Raw genomic sequence first — 20,401 nt, forward strand, 5'->3', positions numbered from 1 at the left:
GATTAGATTCCTATTTTGAGTAAACCAGTAACATTACTGTAAATATGGCGACCAAGCTGGTGCCTTTACTTGTCCGTCTAGCACAGGTAATCGTGCTTTAAAGCGGCCGTCCATCGATACTAACGCCAGTACCTGTTTGTTATTATGGAGCGTGCTGTATATTATCATCGAGCCGTTTGGCGCTATACTCGGTGATTCATCTAAGCGAGTTCGCGTTAATACTTGAAACGCGCCAGAAGCTAGCTCTTTTTTAGCAAGATGGTACTTACCGTTCGTACGATTAACCATCACTAATTCTTTACTGTCAGGCGTAACTGACCCTGCAAGATTCATATCGCCATCAAACGTTAGGCGCTTTGATCTGCCAGTTTTTAAATTTAACTTATAAATCTGAGCATTACCACCCCTTTCCGAGGTAAACACTATATCTTGCCCATTTGGGTACCAAGATGGTTCAGTATCTATGCTTCGGTGGTTTGTTAGGCGTGTTTCTTTACGCGTTGCCAGGTTTAGTAAATAAATTTCTGTTGCACCTGTTTTATCTTTTGAAAGGACCAATAGAAGCTCTTTACCATCAGGTGAAAACTGCGGCGCACCGTTAATCCCACGATAGCTGGCTACCACTTCTCGCTTGCCTGTATATAAGTCTTGGATATATATTTGGCTTTGACGATTTTCAAACGTTACATAAGCAAGCTTGGTACCATCTGGTGACCACGCGGGCGACATTAACGGCTCTTTGGAGCGTAAAAGTACTTGTTCGTTAAATCCATCGTAATCGGCAACAACGAGTTGATACGGTTTATCGTCTTCGTCACGTACAATCACGTAGGCAATTTTAGTTAAAAATGCACCTTTTTCGCCTGTTAGTTTTTCATAAATCACATCACTAATGCGGTGTGAATAGCGGCGAAAGCCACTTTCTGAAATAACGCTTTCTCTAGCTTCTAAAATGTGGTCTTGGCTCTTTACTAATTGCCCATTAGACATCATTTGCGTATTACCGCCCGTGATTTGACCACGAATTACATCCACTAATTCATAGCGGACTAAGTATCGGCCATCGGTTTGCTGTTCAACCTGCCCAACTAAAACAGCTTCAACCCCTTTATTGACCCATGCAGCGTAATCAATTGCTTGGTCCTCGCTTGGTTGTTGTGGCATTTGCGCAACATCAACCGGCTTAAACTTACCACTTCGGACTAAATCAGCTGCAATCACATCACTTATTTTTTGTGGGATAGGACCTATTCCGGTGTATTTAAACGGCACAATAGCAATAGGCCTTGCACCGTCTACACCTTCGGTAATTACTATCTCAAGTGCAGCATTTGCAATGCCTTGAATCCCTAGTAGCAATACTACACAGGCTACTTTTAATTTATTGAACATATCATTCCTTTAAAATTCTGGCTTGATTGTTAGGTTAATATTTTTCAGCTGATCAAACACGTCTCTGTCTTTAGACACTGGTAATGTGTCGGCCATACGAACCGCCCTGAGGGCTGCTTCACACACTAGCTTATCACCACCTAAAGACTGAACTTGCGTAACTAAACCATTAAAGCCAAGACGGATATTCACTCGACATTGTTGGTTTTTCATTTTTTCATCAATTAACAAGTTTTGTTGGATGCGCGCCATAATCAAAGCACGGTATTTGTCAACTTCACTCGCGACTTGTTGCTGGCGTATTTTACTACGTGCAGCCTGCTCTTTAGCAAGTTGTTCTTGTAATATTTGTTCTTGTAACGCTTGTTGACGCTTACGTTCAGCTTCGGCCGCACGCTCTTTAGCTTCTTGCTCACGCTTAATACGTTCAGCTTCTGCTTTTTTTAACGCTTCTTCTTCAAGCTTACGTTTATCTGCCGCGGCTTTTGCTGCCTTTTCAGCCTCTTGTTTTTGCTTTTCTGCTTGCTTAGCTTTGGCACGCTCTTTTTGCTCTATCTCACGCGCCTTTTTTGCTTGAGCTTCAGCTTGCGCTTTTTCTTTCTCTTTGGCTTTGCGTTCACGCTCAAGTTTTTTGATGTTTCGAGCCTCAGATTCACGTTGTTTGCGAGCATCTGCAGCCCTGCGTTCTAAATCACGTATACGCTTATCTTCAGCACGCTTTTTATCTTTTTCTTTTTTTTGTAGCTCAGCAATTTTTTGCTCAACCATTTTTTGGTCAACTGTTACCGCCGAAACCGCTTTTTCGGATTCAGGTATGGCCGTGTTTAACGTCACTTCCATTACTTTAGGGGTTGGTGCATGAATGTTAGCTGACGCATAAAGCAATCCGCCCAAACCTAGATGCAATACCACCGATTTTACTAATGCACTACTCATCCAGTTAATTCCCCTCAAAGGATTCTGTCATTAATCCCACTGACGGCACACCTGCGTTTTTCAAAAAATCCATTAGCAATAACACTTCTTGATAAGAAACTTTACCAGAACCTTTAATCATTACAGGTACATCTGGATTTTTCATTAACTGCAATTTAATCACGGCGGCTACATCGAGTGCTTCCATTGGTTCCTCTGGGTCGGTACCTACACTGACGTAATATTTACCCTCAGCATCAATGGACGCAATAATTGGTGGTGTATCTTTTGTATCAACTAAATCAGATTCTTCCATTTTTGGTAAATCTACTTTTACACCGTGAGTGATTAGTGGCGCAGTCGCCATGAAAATAATCAGCAGTACCAACATTACATCGATATAAGGTACTACATTAATTTCTGCTACAGGGCGGCGCTTTTTACGATGGTACATTCGCTTGTGCCTCTATTTGTGTAGCTGCTTGACGGTGTAAAATATTAGCAAACTCTTCCATAAAGTTGATGTAATGAGACTCAAGCTTTTCAACACTGTTTGAAAAACGGTTATAAGCAATTACAGCAGGAATTGCAGCAAATAAGCCCATTGCCGTAGCAATTAGAGCCTCTGCTATGCCCGGAGCAACCATTTGTAATGTGGCTTGTTTCACTTCGCCCAAAGCAATAAAGGCATTCATAATACCCCACACAGTGCCAAATAAACCGATGTAAGGACTTATAGAACCAACCGTTGCCAGAAACGATAGACTTTTTTCAATTTTTTCGATTTCACGTGACAGCGCTACACGCATCGAGCGATGCGTACCTTCCATTACTATGCTTGCGCCTTGAAATGTATTTTTTTTATGTCGCGCAAATTCTTTAAAGCCTGCTGTAAATAACGCCTCAATACCATGAGATTGAGCACTACGAGATGAAATTTCGTTATAGAGCTTACTTAAATCAATGCCTGACCAAAACTTTTGCTCAAACTTTTTAGCATTTGAAAGCGCATCAGAGATTGCTTTTTTACGTTGAAAAATAATAGCCCACGACATAACCGACATGGCAACTAGCCCTAACATTACTAATTGTACAAGCAAACTGGCTTCTAAAATTAGATCCAAAAAATTAAGCCCTGATCCCACATTAAACTCCTAAATAGTATCAAAATACGTCAATTGTAATGATTTGTGCAATTATGACCGCAACTAAGGTCATTTAGTTGCAACTAGTGTATCGAGTCCATTTCAAACTAACAACGATATTGCTATGAATAGCCAACAAAAAACGTTAAAAATCGACTATGTTGTTTATTTTTTATGCCTAGTTGTATAAATATTTATTCAAATAAAATAAAAACTCAGATTTAGCTGCGTAATTATATAAATAAACATCATAAAACACGGCATTTATTCAAAATCAATGCATAAACACGCAAAACCACGTTAACGTTACCTTCCAGAATACTAAAACTAATGCCGAACAATCATATAAAAATATACTTAAGCAATATTTTTCATTAACTTATAATATATATGGTTATTTAACAAACAAATTACAAACTACAAAAAAACTAAAAACATTAGTTTTTTTAATCCGAAAAAACAAATTTTCTAGTTTGAACAATTTTTAGATATTCCGTATTATTCTCCTATACCGAGCTAGCGCATTAAATGAAACTGTTTCATTATGTCCTGTTCTTAGTAATATGATTTTAAGTCGTATTACATTGTTTTACTCTATTTGGATAAAACCTAACAGTGTAAAACATGGTTCCCCCAGATTACTTCCTTTAACTTGTTGTTAGCCCGCATTATTTGCGGGCTTTTTTTTACCTGAAATTTGGCCTAGACCAAAATATACAGATTCATTTAATATTGTTTATTGAGGCAGAAATTTAGCACTAAACCTAGCCAGCCATAGTCAGCACTGACTAAGTTGAATTTTATGAAAGGCACAATAGCGACATACGCCTTAACGCTCTGTGAATTGTTGGTTAACCAGAATTCAGGCTAGTTAATGGTAAGGCAGCAAATGACTTTTAGTAGATAAAATGCGTTATAAAAGAGAGTACCCTTGCTAAAGGTAATTTTTAGCAAGGGTTTAGGAAAGGTGTTTAAAGTTAGTCTTTTTTAGGTAACAAGCCAAAATGATGATACGCATTGTCAGACACAATACGGCCGCGCGGCGTTCGCTGAATAAACCCTTGTTGAATTAAAAACGGCTCAATAACATCTTCTATTGTTTCACGCTCTTCACCAATGGCAGCGGCTAAATTATCGAGCCCTACTGGACCACCCATGAATTTTTCAATGATGGCTAGTAAGTATTTACGATCCATATAATCAAAACCGCTTTTATCTACATCAATCATGTCGAGTGCTTGCTGCGCAACGTTTGCATTTACAGTGCCGTCAGATTTAACCTGAGTATAATCTCGCACACGGCGCAATAAACGGTTAGCAATACGCGGAGTACCCCGTGACCGTTTAGCTATTTCACTAGCACCATCGTCGCACATTTCTAAATCAAGATAATGGGCTGAACGGCCAACAATGTGTGATAAATCTTCTACCGAATAAAATTCTAAGCGCTGCACTATGCCAAAGCGGTCACGTAGTGGCGATGTGAGTGAGCCTGCACGCGTTGTAGCGCCTATTAACGTAAATGGCGGCAAATCCAGTTTAATAGAACGTGCAGCTGGGCCTTCACCTATCATTATGTCAAGCTGATAGTCTTCCATTGCAGGGTAAAGTATTTCTTCAACCTGTGGGCTTAACCTGTGTATCTCGTCGATAAACAGTACATCACCTTCTTCAAGGTTTGTAAGAAGTGCCGCTAAATCACCCGCTTTTTCAAGTACAGGCCCTGAGGTGGTTTTAATATTTACGTTTAATTCGTTTGCTACAATATTTGCCAATGTGGTTTTTCCTAAACCTGGCGGACCAAATATTAATAAATGATCAAGCGCTTCATCGCGGCTGCGTGCAGCTTCAATAAATATTTCCATTTGCTGCTTAACATGCGGTTGACCTCGGTAATCAGCCAACAGTTTTGGCCTAATTGCTCGGTCAATCGAGTCTTCGTTTGTTTTTTCAGTCGCGTCAATTAAGCGATCCGCTTCAATCATGGGTTACTCACAACATCGATTTTAAAGATTCTTTTATAAGAACCTCAGTAGACATATCCGGTTTACTCACCGATTTTACTGCTTTTTGTGCCTGTGGCAATTTATACCCTAATGCAACAAGTGCCGATACAGCATCATCGGCTGCATTATTAGCAACTAATGCATCGCTGTGAGGCTCTATCACTGCACTATCGCTAAATGGTGTAAATAAATCATTACCCCAATCTTTTAAACGGTCTTTCATTTCAAGCACTAAACGCTCAGCGGTTTTTTTACCCACACCCGGTAATTTAACCAGCGATGTGGCATCTTCATTATTCACGCAGCTAACAAACTGTTGCGCCGACATTCCCGATAAAATAGCGAGCCCGAGCTTTGGCCCTACCCCATTAGCTTTTAAAAGCTCTCTAAATAATGCGCGCTCTGTTTTATTATTAAAACCAAACAGTAACTGCGCATCTTCACGCACTACAAAATGAGTATAAACAATCGTGTTTTCACCTACTTTTGGTAAGTCGTAAAAACAGGTCATTGGCATTTGTACTTCATAACCCACGCCGCTTACTTCAAGTAAAATTTCGGGGGGGTGTTTTTCAACTAAAATACCATTTAAACGGCCTATCATTGTTATTTCCTTAAGCGTCCTCTAACGGTTTTGCTTGCGCTGCCCGCTAGTTTAATTAAATTTTGTTCTGAATGAGCATGGCAAATTGCTATTGCTAATGCATCTGCTGCATCGGCTTGAGGTGTACCTGGTAATTTTAGAATATTTTTTACCATATGCTGTACTTGGCTTTTGTCTGCACCACCGTTACCTACTACAGCTTGTTTAATTTGCCTTGCCGAATACTCAAACACTGGCAAATCAGCCATTGCAGCACCAACAATGGCAGCACCACGCGCTTGGCCAAGTTTTAATGCAGAATCGGGATTATGAGCCATAAATACTTTTTCTATAGCAAACGTTTCAGGCGAAAACTGCTCAACAAGCTGAGTGATGCCCTGGTAAATCATTTTAAGGCGGACCGGGAAAGGATGATCGGCTAATTTTATACAGCCACTGCCTAAATAAGTAAATTTAGCACCTTGGTGAGCAACTACACCGTAACCAGTCAAGCGCGATCCTGGGTCGATCCCTAAAATAATGGCCAAGTAACATTCTCTTTGTTTTTATTGTAAATTAGGCTAATAATGCCAGAGCACTGTATAAAATACCAGTACCAAGCAAAAACAAAAATGCTCGCATACATAGCGAGCATTTTAAACGCAATAAAAACTAGTTTTACCCTAAAGCGCGTACTAGCCCTTGGGTGTTTTGTTTAAGGGTACGGGCAATCATTAAATAACCCAACCCGGCTACAAATAAACCACCCGCAAGCGGGCCTATAATCCATATATGTGGATGAAGCTTGCCCATAAGTTCAAACATTTGTTGCTGCACAATCAAAAGCGCTAAGTCGCTAAAAAATGCAGCAACTAAACCGGCTAATCCACCCAATAATAAAAACTCGTACAAGGTCGCATTTTTAATTAAACGGCTTTTAGCACCTAATGTTCGCAGAATTACAATTTCTTGCATGCGTTCACCTAAGCTCGCTTGCACTTGCGAAATGAGAACTAATGCACCACATAAAACAACAATGGCAAGTACAAAACCAATTGCGAGTGAAACTTGCGATATTGTGGTTTGTATTTGCTTTACAAAGTTGTCTACATCGATTGCAGTAATGGTTGGATAGGTGCGCAACAGTTGGCTAAAGTCGCGCTTTTGCTCACGTTCTATCCTAACCGACGAAATATAAGTCGCCGGAAAGTCTTTAAGTACATCTGGGCTGAGTATAATAAAGAAGTTGGGTTTAAGCGTTGCCCAGTTAACTGTACGAACGCTGGTAATTTTAGCATCGAACGACTGCGCGCCAATTAAAAAGGTAAGTGTGTCGCCAATTTCAACGTCAAGGCGCTCTAACATTGACTCTTCAACTGATGCCTCGGCCACTGCGTTTTCACCAAACCACTCGCCTTGAATTATCTCGTTTTGAGCCGGTACATCTTTAAGCCACGTTAAGTTTAGCTCACGGCCAATACCCGAACGCGCTTCTTCGTCTTTTTTCTCATTGTCTTGAAGAGATACTTCGCGTGCAACCAACTCACCATTTACCGCGTTAACACGCCCTCGAATCGTTGGGTAGAAGTCAGACACTAAAATGTCTTTCTCAGCAAGGTAGTTATTGATTGGTTCAAGGTCGTTTTGCGTAATATTAACTAAAAATGCATTTGGCGCATCGCTTGGTAATTGCGACTGCCAATCAGCAATCATGTCATTTTTAAGCACAACTAAAAACAAAAGCAACTTAATGGCGAGCGAAAAACTAATAAGTTGAACTGCATTTACATTGGCACGCTTTTGAATCGACGCAATAGCCAATGACCAGCTATTACCTGGTTTTAAACCCAGTTTTCGGCCACCACCAAATATAAGTTTAGATATTAAAAACAACACGCCAATTAAAGTTAGTGTGGTTATAAATAATATTAGCGTTATTTTTATATTGTTACTAAATAACCACATTAACAAAAACACGGTCAATGCACTCATACCCAAGTGCACGCGGCTCACCGCTAGTTTGTCACCTAAATTACGACGCAGTACCCTAAGCGGCGGAATATCGAACAAATCAAACAACGGTTTAATAGAAAACATTACGGCACAAATTACACCCGTACTAATTGCTACAAGCCAAGGCTTAAATCCACCCATGGGCAATTCACTTCCCATACTTTTTGATAAGTATCCGGTGGCTATTTCTTGCAAGCCGTAACCAATCAATAAACCTATACTTACAGCCATTGCACATACAAGCAATAAGTGAAGCATGTAAATTTTGCGGATCATTGAACGACTGCCGCCCAGTGTTTTCATCATCGCAACAGGGTCATATTGGCGCTCGCAGTATCGTTTGGCTGATACAGCAATCGCTACTGCAGCCAAAATAATACCGAGTAAACCCGCTAACAATAAAAAACTCTCTGCCCGGTTTAAACTGTTTGAAATTGGTGATTGACGGTCTTTAACACCGTACCACTGTTGGTTTTCTTTCATTTGTGGTTTTAACCAGTCATAAAAGCTGTTTATGTCGTCTTCACTACCGGCATAGAGCTGACGGTAAAAAACACGGCTCCCAGGCTGAACAACCTCTGTTTTTGGCACATCTGCAATATTTATTAATACACGACGGCTACTTGAGAATACGTTAAATGGCGCATCAGGCTCCTCAACGATCACTTTTTCAACATTAAATAACGCAGCACCTAGCTCAACTTGTGAGCCAATATCAATATTCAGCGAGTAAAAAACAGACTCACTGAGCCATACATTGCCTGGGTTTGGGCCGCCGTTTGCAATAACCGTTTCACCCAGCAATGTATTTTTTACTTTTAGCTGCCCTTTTAACGGGTATGCGTCTGACGCTGCTTTTACCGAGCTAAATTGCATTTCATCATTAGCAAACAACATGGTGTCGAAGTACACCATTTGCGCGGTTTGTAAGTTTTGACTTTTAGCTTGCTCAATAAAAGCGGTGTCAATGGCATGGCTGCTAGCCAATACTCGGTCGGCAGCAATAAACGCACTGCTTTTTTGTGCAATACTTTGTGCTATTCGATCTGTCACCATAGACAAGGTAAGTACAGTTAATACCGCTAAAGCAATAGCTGCACTAATTACCGTTAGCTCACCTCTTCGAAATTCTCGCGCAAATAATTTAAGCGCTAATTTAGCCCACATTTGCAACGTCCTCTGCTTCACTTTTTACAAGTAAGCCCGCTTCTATCTGAATAATATGCTCACATTTTTGAGCGAGTCCTTCATCGTGCGTCACCAAAATTAGCGTTGTACCATGTTGAGAATTTAAGTCGAACAGCAGCGACTCAATCATTTTGCCGTTCTTACTGTCTAAGTTAGCTGAAGGCTCATCGGCAAATAAAATTTTGGGTGTGCCAATAAAAGCGCGGGCAATAGCAACACGCTGTTGCTCACCACCCGAGAGCTGAGATGGGTAATGATCCGTTCGGTGGCTTAGGCCTACTTTTTCAAGCAAAGCAAGTGCCTGCTCCTTAGCATCACTTTTTCCCGCTAATTCTGCAGGCAACATTACGTTCTCAAGAGCGGTTAAGCTTTGCACCAACATGAAAGACTGAAATACAAAACCAATTTTAGCGGCACGAAGTGCTGCACGCGCTTCTTCATCTAAATCATGAAGCGGCTCACCGTCTAAAAATATTTCGCCATTACTCGCTGTATCCAAGCCCGCTAATAGACTCAACAAAGTAGACTTACCTGATCCCGACGTGCCAACAATAGCAACAGACTCACCGTGCTTGACATTAAAGCTGATGTCGCTGAGGATGGGCAACTCACCTTCAAAGGTAGTTACTATTTTAGACAAACCATTAACTTGAATTATATTTAATTGAGAAAGCGCTGACATATGACTCATTCAATCCTTCGTTTAGTATTCATTTTATTTTTAGTTATCAAACCGCTGAGTGCAGCAGCCGACAACACGATTTTAATACTTGGTGACAGTTTAAGCGCAGCCTATGGCCTACAACAAGAGCAAGGCTGGGTAAAATTGTTACAAGATAAGTACAATGACGAGCAAGCCGACATTGCACTTGTAAACGCCAGCATTAGTGGCGAAACGTCTGGCGGTGCACTGCGCCGTTTAGATGCATTACTTACCCAATACCAGCCAACACACGTGCTTATAGAGCTTGGTGCAAATGACGGTCTTCGCGGCTTTCCGGTAAAAAAAATGCAAGCTAATTTGACCGCGCTGATACAAAAAAGCCAAGCAGCTAATGCAATGACCGCGCTAATGGAAATTTACATTCCACCTAACTACGGCCCTCGCTACAGCAAAATGTTTACTGATAGTTTTAGCCAAATTAGCGAAGAGACTGATACGCATTTATTAAACTTTTTTATGCTCAATATCGCTGATAAACCAGAGCTAATGCAAAACGATGGGTTACACCCTAACAAAGAAGCACAGCCGTTGATACGTGATGAGATGTACGACTCGATCAAAACTTGGTTGAATAAAGACTAAATAAAATAATCTAGCTTAAGTGGGCTTTTTAGCTCACTTGCCTAATAAACATCCAAACAAACAATCGCTTATTGATTTTTAAAAAAATACACGTACTATTGCACTCAACGTCGGTATGTAGCGCAGCCTGGTAGCGCACTGTCATGGGGTGGCAGGGGTCGAGAGTTCGAATCTCTCCATACCGACCATTTAAATTCTATTTGTTTCAACTTGTTATAAATTAAACTCTCTTCTTTATCGCACTATTAACTTAGCATTTTTAAATATATGTCGCACATTTATCGCACGATACTTCCCTTAAATTATTTTATACTTTTAAGGTATAAAAGGGGGGGATATATAGGAAGACAGCTAATGGCACTCTACTGAACAAGTTTTTATTCTTCTTTTGAATTGTATTTTAAAGCTCAAAGTACAATAGAAAACAATTATGCAAACCAACGAAAAACAAAACCGCTTCACACTTACTCTTTGACGAAATTATTTGTGCAATTGTATTTGGCTCAATTCCCTGCCTTTTAGTCTTACTCTTTTCAGGCGTAGAAGGCCCGGTTAGCTTTTTCTAAGGGATTACGCCACCAGACCATCTGATATACTATTTTAATTTACTAACTCTTTTGCATAGTGTTGTTTGGGCTATTTCTAAATACAGTTTGTCTTTACCCGATTCTAGTAGAACATTTAAATACAGATTACATACACCTTCATACCAAATTGGTTTTAACCTAGTAGGTCTGTATCGAGCTGTAGCAGGTTCACTCCCTTTCATTGCAATACCTCTATTAATTTATGATTCGACTAGAGGTAGCATCCTTAAAGCTATATTTATGCTTTTACTTTCAATTGCTAGTTTACTAGCCGCCTACTGGCTAACATATTGGCAGCAAAAGACCGTACCAAGAATTAAAGAGTTTTGATTTATACTTCAGCCAACGAAAAGTTTGAAACTTAAGGCAACAACTAACTTGAAAAACGCCGGACACCTGTGAATTGGAAATTAAAAGAAAATAGGCAGCTTTGAGCGATCAACGGACATTCGACCTACCTCAGTCGAACGACTGCTTAGCCCAAAAATGCGAACATAGCTATTTATTGTGTATTGGTTACTTTATCTAATATCAATTAGCGAACCATGTACAATTATGAAACCTTAGGCAAACGTAAACTACAAGACTTGTAGATATAAGTATCACTCTTCAAGCAACTGCAATACCCCACATTCTTTAACTTTTCTATCATCTGTGCATGCCGAGGCCATCTCAGATAGGGTAGCCTTTAGCTCCTCAAGCTCTGCAATGCGATGCGTGACGTCAACCATATGTTGATGGATCAAATTGTTCACACTAGAACAACTTTTATCGGGATTATTTTTTGTATCCAACAGCTGTTTAATTTCTATTATGGTCAAATCTAATGAGCGACATTGTTTAATGAATCGCAGTGCTCTCAACGATGATGCGTCGTAAATTCTGTAGTTGCCTTCACTGCGATTGCAAGCCTCAAACAAATCCTGTTTTTCATAAAAACGGATCGTCTGAATAGAACACCCACTTTTTTTTGATAGCTCACCTATTTTCATAAACGTGCCTTTGTGTTGTTGACTCTATACTAGGTATAGACTTTACACTGTACCTATAGTTTTGGGAATAAGAGTTGAACAATGAGTGGTTGCGGCTGTGAAGTGGAAATCAAAGATGCCTCACAAAAACGGGTTCTGTATTGGCTGCTCGGCATCAATGCGACGATGTTTTTCGTTGAGATGACCGTGGGTATTTTGGCTGACTCTACTGCTTTAATAGCAGACTCTATGGACATGCTAGCGGATGCAGTTGTATACGGCATAGGTATTTATGCTGTGGGCAAATCTATACTTCACAAAGCCAAAGCTGCGAAAATCAGTGGTTACTTTCAGCTATTGCTGGGCGTAATTATTCTTATTGATATTACCAGAAGGTTATTCTTGGGCAGTGAGCCTATCTCATCACTAATGATAGGAATGGGGTTCATTGCACTAATTGCAAACGTCGTTTGCTTGGTGATCATTCGTAATCATAAAAACGACGAAGTACATATGCGAGCCAGCTGGATTTTTTCGGCCAACGATGTCATCGCCAACATGGGTGTCATTATCGCCGGAGTTTTAGTGGTATGGCTTGATAGCAGAGTACCGGATTTGGTTATCGGCTGTATTGTGTCGATTGTCGTGCTGCGCGGAGCGTGGATGATCCTCAAAGGTGCCAAGCAGGAAGTACTTAATAGCGAAGTACAGAAAGGTAAAGCGGGTGATCCACTATGACATACAACAAAGCGGTTAAGCCACATATCGATTCCAAATTAACAGATTACTCAGATGCAATGTCTAACAATAATGAGAGGCAGGCATTTGCAGCGCTGGAGGATGCGCATGTAATTGGTCAGCACTCTACTTATTATCATTGTTTAATTCATTGTAAAATTCTGCGACACGGTCTTCTAAACAAAGATTGGAGAGCCGTTTTTGGACAAGTAATAAGAATAGTTGGTGCTGCAACCAAAACAGCTATCGGCCTTGTACCTAAAGGGAATACAGGTGGCACTGACATCAGCCCCTTTAAGCGACTGCCAATCAGTGCTGAAAATCAAGCGATATTGGACAAAATCAACCATGCATAATCATAACCACAGTCACAGTGATAACAGCGCATCAAAACGTATTGGCTGGGCATTTTTCTTGAATGTCGTGTTCACTATCATTGAATTTATCGGCGGGTGGCTGACAAACAGCACGGCTATTATGGCCGACGCAGTGCATGATTTGGGCGATAGTTTATCCATTGGCACCGCTTGGGGCTTAAATAAACTCAGTGATAAACAAGCAACCAATACATTTTCCTATGGCTATAAACGCTTTTCACTTCTTGGTGCATTGATTAACGGGTTAGTGTTAACGACTGGCTCAATATGGATCTTATTCGAAGCTATCCCAAGGCTTTCTGCACCCGAAATGCCGCAAGTCGAAGGCATGATACTCCTGTCAATTTTTGGCATCGCCGTTAATGGATTTGCTGCGTATAAACTTAGCGAAGGGAATTCCTTAAACGAACGTATCTTAAACTGGCATTTACTTGAAGATGTATTGGGTTGGGTGGCAGTGCTGATCGTATCGATTGTGCTGATGTTTAAGCCATGGCCAATTTTAGATCCTATCTTATCCATTGGCTTCACGTTATTCATTTTATTCATTTTATTCAATGTAGTTAGAAATCTAAAAGAAACCTTATTGTTATTCCTGCAAGCCACGCCCGATGCTAAGCAGATGGAGGAAGTGCGTAAAGTACTCATGTCATTTGATGATGTGGCGGATATACATCATTTTCATATCTGGTCTTTGGACGGTGAACATAGCGTCATGACGGCACATGTGGAGTTGAAACAAGATGTTTCGGTTTCTCAATTGAGAACACTTAAAGACGAACTTCGCCAAGGTCTTGATGAGTTTGATTTTGTGCACACTACCATTGAAATTGAATTTGCCAATGAAGATTGTCGTGATGAGTAATGTAATGATTGAAATACTTTGTTTCGGTTGGTCGATTGGTCTTAGTTCGATTACCTGTTAATATGAAAAAGATGAGAGTAGATAGATATGTTTAGTGTAAGGGTGACAAGTTACCTGCTGATTTCGCTGATTTTGTTTCAGTCGTTTTCTGCTGTCGCCAAGTCCTTGGATTTTCATGCTATCGACTCGCAACATCTAAGCGAAATACATGAACATCAGGCGGGAGATAACACCGCTTCTGTGAAGACGCATGCTCAACTGCAATCTAACGAACAACTTGATACTGATAACGCCCCCGTAGATATTTCTCACAATCCTGCTGATTGCCACCATTGTGGTCACTGTCATGGAACCCATGCCCAATGGCTTGGAAATAACACCGCAATTGAACTGGCTTCGGTTGCCACCCATCACGGTTTCTATTACTTATCAAAAGTAATAGATGCACCTGTCACGCAATTACTACGCCCACCTAAAGCATAACCCTGAACTAATCAAACACCGTTCGCCAACTGCTTGGCGATATATATTTTTGATAATTTAGGAATAAAACAATGATGCATATTTCATTGAGTCGCCCTATGCGTTTGCACGCTTGGGTGGTTTCCACGATGCTTGTTCTTTTGACAACACACACCGTGGTAGTAGCACAAACAAACAGTATCACCAATCGCGAAATGACCTTGCAAAGCGCCATACAGCGAACATTAGCGAATTCGCCCGAATTGCATGAGTTCACATACAAGCAACAAGCAATTGAGGGAGAAATTAAAACTGCTTCTCTCAAACCAGCCCTCAACGTAGGCATTGAAGTGGAAAACTTCTTAGGAACAGGCGAGGTATCGGGCATTAAGGACACCGAGCTGACTCTCACATTGTCGTCGGTCATTGAATTGGGCAATAAACTCAATTCACGTAAGGCGTTTGCTAAGGCGCAATCCACCTTAGTCGAAGCGCAAAAACAAGTGCACACCTTGGATGTACTGGCTGAAGTGACACGTCGTTACATCGATGTATTGGCGCAACAAGCGTTAATTGACGCGCAAAAAGATGCAGAAACACTTGCTCGATATACCTATCAAGCAGTCACAAAACGGGTGGATGCAGGTGCTTCCCCTGCATTTGAACAGAAACGCGCTGAAGCGGCTTTAGCAAGAGCTAGACTGGATGTGGTGACGGCACAGCAAACTAAGCAAGCCATGATAAATAGTCTGGCTATTCTGTGGGGGGAAAAAGATCCCTCTTTTACTGATGTGGAGGGTGACTTATTTGCGCTGCAATCGTCTCCTTCGTTAACCGCGCTTTTCACCACTCTATTGGACAGTCCCAATCTTGAGGTCTATACGCAAGGTTCGAGATTGCAGGCTTCCCAAGTCCGCCTTACTCAAGCAGCTAATCAATCGGATTTAAGCTGGACGGCCGGTATCAGGCGCATGAATGGCATAGATGAAACAGCCTTTGTAGCAGGCGTGAGTATGCCTCTGTTTGCCGGTGACCGAAATCTTGGCGAGTACGAAAAACAGCGAGCAATTCAGGCACAGCTGGAACAACAAAAAGAGTCAGCGACGCAAAGCCTATACCATCAGCTAAATATGGCCTTGATGGTCAGAAACAATGCGCTGCTCAATGTACAGACACTGCAAAACTCTATTATCCCACCCTTAGTTCAAGCGCTGGAATTAGTAGAACAAGCCTATATCAACGGTCGATTCAGCTACCTTGAATGGGTGAGTACACGTCAAGAACTACTCAATGCCAAACAAGCCTTAATTCAATCAGCGAAGCAAGCTCATCAGCGTGGTGCCGATATCGAATCACTGACTGCACAGCCTCTTGTGGATACGATCAACACCTCTTTTTCGAGAAAAACAAAATGAACAAAAATATATTAATTAAGAAGCAAAACACGCTGTTAGTTTTCATTGTTTGCAGTGCGTTGGGATTTTTTTCAAGCACCACAATACAAGCATCAGAAGGCGAGCATGGTAAAGAGGAAGCCCATAAGGATGAACGCGTATTCATGGCAGATAGCATGGCGCAAAAAATGGGCGTAATGACGCAAAGTGTGCAAACGGGTAGTCTCAATATTACCACCACTGTTTACGGAAATATAGTGACCGACCCTGCTTCACTGAGTCATGTGCGTGCACGATTCGACGGTATGGTGACTAAGGTCAATGCAAACTTAGGTAACAAGGTAAAAAAAGGCGAGACACTGGCGGTAGTTGAATCCAACGAAAGCCTGAAAAGTTATCCCGTTGCCGCGCCGTTTTCAGGCACCGTGATTGCCAGACATGCCAATGAAGGCGAGTTATCTAATGGCCAAGTGTTATTTTCAATCGCAAACTATGATGACGTGTGGGCACAGCTTAAAGTCTTCCCACAACAGCTCTCTGATATTGCAGAGCAGCAAAGTGTTCAACTTAGTGTGGCAGGCTCATCGTTAGAAACCACTATCCAGCATATCTTACCCTCGCCAGATGAAAAACCGTATGTATTGGCGTATGCCAAAATAGCTAATACCTCAGGTCAGTGGCCGGTTGGCGCGGCTATCAAAGGGCTTGTCACAATCAACAAACTTGATGTCGCCATGATGGTTCCTAAAGCTTCGATTCAAGAGTTTGAAGGGGCTTCTGTCGTGTTTGTCAAAGAAGGTGATGAATACCGTCCCGTGCCCGTTACCTTAGGTCAACAAGATAACTACAATATTGAAGTGTTATCAGGTCTGCACATTGCAGATGTGATTGTCAGCCAGAACAGCTACCTGTTTAAAGCCGATTTAGAAAAGTCGGAGGCCGGTCATGACCACTAATAACTCAATGCTATTTACTTGGTCATGCGTCTCAGTTATTGGGGGACGAACATATGATTGAATCCATATTACGTTTATCCATAGAGCGACGAGGGATAATGCTGATGTTGATCTTCCTTGTGCTGGGCATGGGGATATTCAGTTATCAAAAATTACCTATCGATGCGGTACCCGATATCACTAACGTGCAAGTGCAAATCAATACACAAGCACCGGGCTATTCGCCTTTGGAAACCGAGCAGCGGATCACATTCGTAGTAGAAACAGCACTGGCGGGATTACCTGACCTGTCCTACACCCGCTCTTTATCACGCTACGGCCTGTCTCAGGTAACAGCGGTATTTGATGAAGGCACTGATCTGTATTTTGCGCGTAATCTCATCAATACGCGATTAGGCGCAATCAAAAGTCAGCTACCAGAAGGGTTAGAGCCTGAAATGGGACCTATCGCTACTGGGTTGGGCGAAATCTACATGTATACCTTGCGAGCCAAGCAAAATGCGATGCAAAAAAATGGTGAGCCTTACAATGCAATGGCGCTTCGCGAGATACACGACTGGATTGTAAAACCGCAGCTCGCACTGGTTAAGGGGATCACTGAAGTCAACGCCATTGGAGGCTATGTTAAGCAATACCATGTGAATCCTGAACCACAGCTTATGCTGAATTTTGACATTAGTCTAAGCGATATCCATCGTGCTCTGGAGCGAAACAACACCAATCAGGGGGCGGGGTTTGTTGAGCGAAATGGGCAACAAATACTGGTGCGCTCACAAGGTCAACTTCAAACACTTAGCGATATCGAAAATGTGGTAATAAAACGCATTAATACTGTCCCCGTTGCGGTGAAAGACATTGGCAGTGTGGCTATTGGTAAGGAGCTGAGAACTGGTGCGGCAACGCAGGAGGGTGAAGAGACCGTTTTAGGTACGGCAATGATGCTAGTCGGCGAAAACTCACGAGCCGTTGCTCAATCCGTTGCCAAAAAGGTGAAGGACATTCAATCCAGCTTACCTGATGGTATTGTCATTGAGCCAGTCTATGACCGTACCCTATTGGTCGATAAAGCTATCGAAACGGTTCAGAAGAATTTAGTAGAAGGTGCGTTATTAGTCATAGTGATCTTGTTCATATTGCTTGGCAATATTCGCGCCGCGCTCATCACTGCGGCAGTTATACCGCTGGCGATGTTGGCGACCATTACAGGGATGGTTAATACAGGTGTGTCTGCCAACCTAATGAGCCTTGGCGCATTGGACTTTGGATTAATTGTCGATGGTGCGGTGATCATCGTAGAGAACTGTATCAGGCGGTTATCCGAGTCTCAGAAACGCACAGGCACAGTCTTGCCACTTAAAGAGCGGCTAGAACTGGTTTTTCAAGCGACCAACGAAGTCATTCGTCCTAGCTTATTCGGTGTATTGATTATTACTGTCGTGTATATCCCGCTGTTCTCATTGACAGGCGTTGAGGGCAAGATGTTCCAACCAATGGCGGCAACGGTCATCATGGCGCTGATAGCAGCGATGCTGTTCTCCATTACCATTGTACCGGCGGCAGTCGCGATGTTTATGGCAGGTAAAGTCAGTGAGAAAGAAAGCTTCATTATTGTTGCAGCTAAATCCGCCTATCGTCCTATCATTAATCTTGCACTGAAATTACGCTGGATAGTGCTTTTCGGCTCAGTCGTGCTGGTAGTGGGCAGCTTATGGTTGGCAACGCGATTAGGCTCTGAGTTTGTTCCCCAGCTTGACGAAGGAGACATCGCACTGCACGCCATGCGAATACCGGGCACAGGTATTGAACAAGCCGTCGCAATGCAAAAAACACTTGAATCTACCTTGATGGAATACGAACAGGTACTCACAGTGTTTGCGAAAACCGGTACCGCAGAAGTAGCTACCGATGCGATGCCGCCCAACGTAACCGATACCTTTGTGATGCTAAAACCACGAGCGCAGTGGCCTGATCCTAACCTATCAAAAGCTGATTTCGTGGAAACCCTTGAGCGAGATTTACAAGCGGTGACAGGCAATAACTATGAGTTTACCCAACCTATCCAAATGCGTTTTAACGAGTTGATAAGTGGGGTAAGGGCTGACCTTGGTATAAAAGTCTTCGGAGATGATTTAACCACGCTGGTTGCTTCTGCAAACGACATCTTAACGGTTTTACAATCAATTGACGGCGTGGCGGATGCACGACTTGAACAGGTCGATGATATCCCTATCTTCACTATCAACCCTAAGCTAGTCGAGTTGGCACGTTATGGATTGGACGTGGCCGATTTGCAGGAGTGGTTGGCGTCAGCTATCGGTGGTAATACTGCTGGCTTAATTTTTGAGGGAGATAGACGCTTTGAGTTGCTTGTGCGATTTGGTGAAGGTATCCGCACAGATTTAGATGCCATTGGCAGCACTCCTATCATTACATCGGATGGGGAATTTGTGCCGTTATCAGAAGTCGCTACGCTGGGGTACTCGTCTGTTCCCAATCAAATCAGTCGAGAAAACGGTAAGCGCAGAGTCGTGGTTACCGCCAATGTCAGAGAGCGCGACTTGGGGAGTTTTGTTGACGAAGCCAAAATCAAAATAACCGAACAGGTAGCTCTACCAGCAGGCTACTGGCTGGATTATGGCGGCACGTTTGAACAGCTTGAAAGTGCCAGTCAGCGACTGTCTATCGTGGTGCCGGCCACGCTTTTCCTGATACTTGTGTTACTAGTGGTGGTGTTTGGCTCATTTCGTGATGCCTTGATCATCTTCACTGGTGTGCCTTTAGCCTTAACAGGAGGTGTTTTCGCACTCTGGATGCGTGACATGCCACTGTCTATATCTGCCGGAGTCGGGTTTATTGCGCTCTCTGGTATTGCGGTACTAAACGGCTTAGTGATGTTGTCATTTATTAAACAGCGAGTACTAGAAACAGGTGACTTGATTAACTCAATCGTTGATGGAGCTATCACAAGATTGCGTCCGGTTCTGATGACGGCACTGGTAGCAAGTTTAGGTTTCATCCCCATGGCACTGAATGTCGGGACTGGCGCTGAAGTGCAAAGACCGCTTGCAACGGTAGTGATTGGCGGGATCATCTCGTCCACCATCCTAACATTGGTCGTTTTGCCTATTTTATATCGGATGATGCACTCGAAATTAACTAAGGAGTGAATGTTGGGCACCGTATTGCAGAAAATACGGTGCTCTTCGTCTGGAAATTTAAAACAACTGAAAATGATTACTGAACTGTATATTCACCAATAAGAAGCTGATTGTCCGGAATACTACAATTACCACCAATTCAATCAAGGTCGAATGATGATCTGCAAATGACACAAATTTAACAGTCAGGTCTAACGTTCGACTGTCCGCTTTTAGGCTCAAAGCAGACCGTTAGAGAATTTCTGCTCAACAACTGCAATTGGCACTAAGCGGTCGGGGCAACTAGTCCAGAAAGTTCTAAGCTGTATTGCCACTGTTGCATATTTTGCTGTTTAATTTCAATCT

18 protein-coding genes and 1 tRNA gene are annotated in these 20,401 nt (G+C 42.2%); 9 read left to right on the plus strand and 10 right to left on the minus strand.

Going from position 1 to position 20,401, the window contains the following annotated elements:
- Nucleotides 1-33 precede the first annotated feature (33 nt).
- From tolB to ACFI34_RS01790, 9 genes are all read right to left on the minus strand, one after another.
- Nucleotides 34-1,392 (minus strand): Tol-Pal system beta propeller repeat protein TolB, encoded by a 1,359-nt coding sequence (gene tolB / locus ACFI34_RS01750; RefSeq protein WP_462672178.1) that lies wholly within the window; start codon nucleotides 1,390-1,392, stop codon nucleotides 34-36.
- 9 nt (nucleotides 1,393-1,401) lie between these two features.
- Nucleotides 1,402-2,328 carry a cell envelope integrity protein TolA gene (tolA, locus tag ACFI34_RS01755; RefSeq protein WP_462672179.1) on the minus strand — a complete coding sequence of 309 codons (927 nt, stop codon included), beginning with the start codon at nucleotides 2,326-2,328 and terminating at the stop codon, nucleotides 1,402-1,404.
- A gap of 4 nt (nucleotides 2,329-2,332) precedes the next feature.
- Nucleotides 2,333-2,761, minus strand: a complete 429-nt coding sequence (gene tolR, locus ACFI34_RS01760) for a protein TolR (RefSeq protein WP_006794474.1) — start codon at nucleotides 2,759-2,761, stop codon at nucleotides 2,333-2,335.
- Entirely contained in the window at nucleotides 2,748-3,452 is a 705-nt protein-coding gene (gene tolQ, locus ACFI34_RS01765; protein WP_008131987.1) for a protein TolQ, read from the minus strand. Before tolQ ends, tolR begins: the two co-directional genes overlap by 14 nt.
- A 977-nt stretch (nucleotides 3,453-4,429) precedes the next feature.
- Complete coding sequence (gene ruvB / locus ACFI34_RS01770) at nucleotides 4,430-5,437, minus strand: Holliday junction branch migration DNA helicase RuvB (RefSeq protein WP_462672180.1); 1,008 nt, start codon at nucleotides 5,435-5,437, stop codon at nucleotides 4,430-4,432.
- 7 nt (nucleotides 5,438-5,444) lie between these two features.
- A complete protein-coding gene (gene ruvA, locus ACFI34_RS01775; RefSeq protein WP_462672181.1) occupies nucleotides 5,445-6,062 on the minus strand; it encodes a Holliday junction branch migration protein RuvA in 618 nt (205 codons plus the stop codon).
- Nucleotides 6,063-6,064: 2 nt separating this feature from the next.
- Nucleotides 6,065-6,589, minus strand: a complete 525-nt coding sequence (gene ruvC / locus ACFI34_RS01780) for a crossover junction endodeoxyribonuclease RuvC (RefSeq protein ID WP_008131991.1) — start codon at nucleotides 6,587-6,589, stop codon at nucleotides 6,065-6,067.
- Between the two features lie 130 nt (nucleotides 6,590-6,719).
- Nucleotides 6,720-9,221, minus strand: a complete 2,502-nt coding sequence (locus ACFI34_RS01785; RefSeq protein WP_462672182.1) for an ABC transporter permease — start codon at nucleotides 9,219-9,221, stop codon at nucleotides 6,720-6,722.
- Nucleotides 9,211-9,924 carry an ABC transporter ATP-binding protein gene (locus ACFI34_RS01790; RefSeq protein ID WP_248520297.1) on the minus strand — a complete coding sequence of 238 codons (714 nt, stop codon included), beginning with the start codon at nucleotides 9,922-9,924 and terminating at the stop codon, nucleotides 9,211-9,213. Before ACFI34_RS01790 ends, ACFI34_RS01785 begins: the two co-directional genes overlap by 11 nt.
- Between ACFI34_RS01790 and ACFI34_RS01795 the strand changes: the two genes are divergently transcribed.
- Together ACFI34_RS01795 and ACFI34_RS01800 are read left to right on the plus strand one after the other, a co-directional pair.
- Nucleotides 9,925-10,548, plus strand: coding sequence for an arylesterase (locus ACFI34_RS01795; protein ID WP_462672183.1), 624 nt, complete (start codon nucleotides 9,925-9,927; stop codon nucleotides 10,546-10,548).
- A 111-nt stretch (nucleotides 10,549-10,659) separates the two neighbouring features.
- A tRNA-Pro gene (locus ACFI34_RS01800) sits at nucleotides 10,660-10,736 on the plus strand.
- A gap of 1,001 nt (nucleotides 10,737-11,737) precedes the next feature.
- On the opposite strand, the gene cadR is transcribed toward ACFI34_RS01800, so the two are convergent.
- On the minus strand, nucleotides 11,738-12,127 hold the full coding sequence (gene cadR / locus ACFI34_RS01805; protein WP_058549647.1) for a Cd(II)/Pb(II)-responsive transcriptional regulator: 390 nt from the start codon (nucleotides 12,125-12,127) through the stop codon (nucleotides 11,738-11,740).
- Between the two features lie 81 nt (nucleotides 12,128-12,208).
- Between cadR and ACFI34_RS01810 the strand changes: the two genes are divergently transcribed.
- The 7 genes from ACFI34_RS01810 (at nucleotide 12,209) to ACFI34_RS01840 (ending at nucleotide 20,065) form a co-directional block, all read left to right on the plus strand.
- Nucleotides 12,209-12,844 carry a cation efflux transmembrane domain-containing protein gene (locus ACFI34_RS01810; RefSeq protein WP_058549646.1) on the plus strand — a complete coding sequence of 212 codons (636 nt, stop codon included), beginning with the start codon at nucleotides 12,209-12,211 and terminating at the stop codon, nucleotides 12,842-12,844.
- Nucleotides 12,841-13,200 (plus strand): DUF3703 domain-containing protein, encoded by a 360-nt coding sequence (locus ACFI34_RS01815; protein ID WP_462672184.1) that lies wholly within the window; start codon nucleotides 12,841-12,843, stop codon nucleotides 13,198-13,200. Before ACFI34_RS01810 ends, ACFI34_RS01815 begins: the two co-directional genes overlap by 4 nt.
- Nucleotides 13,193-14,086, plus strand: a complete 894-nt coding sequence (locus ACFI34_RS01820) for a cation diffusion facilitator family transporter (protein WP_462672185.1) — start codon at nucleotides 13,193-13,195, stop codon at nucleotides 14,084-14,086. The genes ACFI34_RS01815 and ACFI34_RS01820 overlap by 8 nt, the downstream gene beginning before the upstream one ends.
- A gap of 87 nt (nucleotides 14,087-14,173) precedes the next feature.
- Nucleotides 14,174-14,569 carry a hypothetical protein gene (locus ACFI34_RS01825; RefSeq protein ID WP_058549643.1) on the plus strand — a complete coding sequence of 132 codons (396 nt, stop codon included), beginning with the start codon at nucleotides 14,174-14,176 and terminating at the stop codon, nucleotides 14,567-14,569.
- 71 nt (nucleotides 14,570-14,640) lie between these two features.
- Nucleotides 14,641-15,963: a TolC family protein gene (locus ACFI34_RS01830; RefSeq protein ID WP_180270423.1), complete on the plus strand. Its 1,323-nt coding sequence runs from the start codon at nucleotides 14,641-14,643 to the stop codon at nucleotides 15,961-15,963.
- Entirely contained in the window at nucleotides 15,960-16,898 is a 939-nt protein-coding gene (locus tag ACFI34_RS01835; RefSeq protein ID WP_058549642.1) for an efflux RND transporter periplasmic adaptor subunit, read from the plus strand. The genes ACFI34_RS01830 and ACFI34_RS01835 overlap by 4 nt, the downstream gene beginning before the upstream one ends.
- Nucleotides 16,899-16,951: 53 nt before the next feature.
- Entirely contained in the window at nucleotides 16,952-20,065 is a 3,114-nt protein-coding gene (locus tag ACFI34_RS01840; RefSeq protein ID WP_058549641.1) for an efflux RND transporter permease subunit, read from the plus strand.
- Nucleotides 20,066-20,401: the final 336 nt, after the last annotated feature.

Source organism: Pseudoalteromonas sp. PSi26, from assembly GCF_054960575.1.

Coding starts and splice junctions, on each gene's coding strand:
- tolB (WP_462672178.1), bottom strand. CDS start 1,392: ATGTTCAATAAATTAAAAGTAGCCTGTGTAGTATTGCTACTAGGGATT.
- tolA (WP_462672179.1), bottom strand. CDS start 2,328: ATGAGTAGTGCATTAGTAAAATCGGTGGTATTGCATCTAGGTTTGGGC.
- tolR (WP_006794474.1), bottom strand. CDS start 2,761: ATGTACCATCGTAAAAAGCGCCGCCCTGTAGCAGAAATTAATGTAGTA.
- ruvB (WP_462672180.1), bottom strand. CDS start 5,437: ATGATTGAAGCGGATCGCTTAATTGACGCGACTGAAAAAACAAACGAA.
- ruvA (WP_462672181.1), bottom strand. CDS start 6,062: ATGATAGGCCGTTTAAATGGTATTTTAGTTGAAAAACACCCCCCCGAA.
- ACFI34_RS01785 (WP_462672182.1), bottom strand. CDS start 9,221: ATGTGGGCTAAATTAGCGCTTAAATTATTTGCGCGAGAATTTCGAAGA.
- ACFI34_RS01790 (WP_248520297.1), bottom strand. CDS start 9,924: ATGTCAGCGCTTTCTCAATTAAATATAATTCAAGTTAATGGTTTGTCT.
- ACFI34_RS01795 (WP_462672183.1), top strand. CDS start 9,925: ATGACTCATTCAATCCTTCGTTTAGTATTCATTTTATTTTTAGTTATC.
- cadR (WP_058549647.1), bottom strand. CDS start 12,127: ATGAAAATAGGTGAGCTATCAAAAAAAAGTGGGTGTTCTATTCAGACG.
- ACFI34_RS01810 (WP_058549646.1), top strand. CDS start 12,209: ATGAGTGGTTGCGGCTGTGAAGTGGAAATCAAAGATGCCTCACAAAAA.
- ACFI34_RS01815 (WP_462672184.1), top strand. CDS start 12,841: ATGACATACAACAAAGCGGTTAAGCCACATATCGATTCCAAATTAACA.
- ACFI34_RS01820 (WP_462672185.1), top strand. CDS start 13,193: ATGCATAATCATAACCACAGTCACAGTGATAACAGCGCATCAAAACGT.
- ACFI34_RS01825 (WP_058549643.1), top strand. CDS start 14,174: ATGTTTAGTGTAAGGGTGACAAGTTACCTGCTGATTTCGCTGATTTTG.
- ACFI34_RS01830 (WP_180270423.1), top strand. CDS start 14,641: ATGATGCATATTTCATTGAGTCGCCCTATGCGTTTGCACGCTTGGGTG.
- ACFI34_RS01835 (WP_058549642.1), top strand. CDS start 15,960: ATGAACAAAAATATATTAATTAAGAAGCAAAACACGCTGTTAGTTTTC.
- ACFI34_RS01840 (WP_058549641.1), top strand. CDS start 16,952: ATGATTGAATCCATATTACGTTTATCCATAGAGCGACGAGGGATAATG.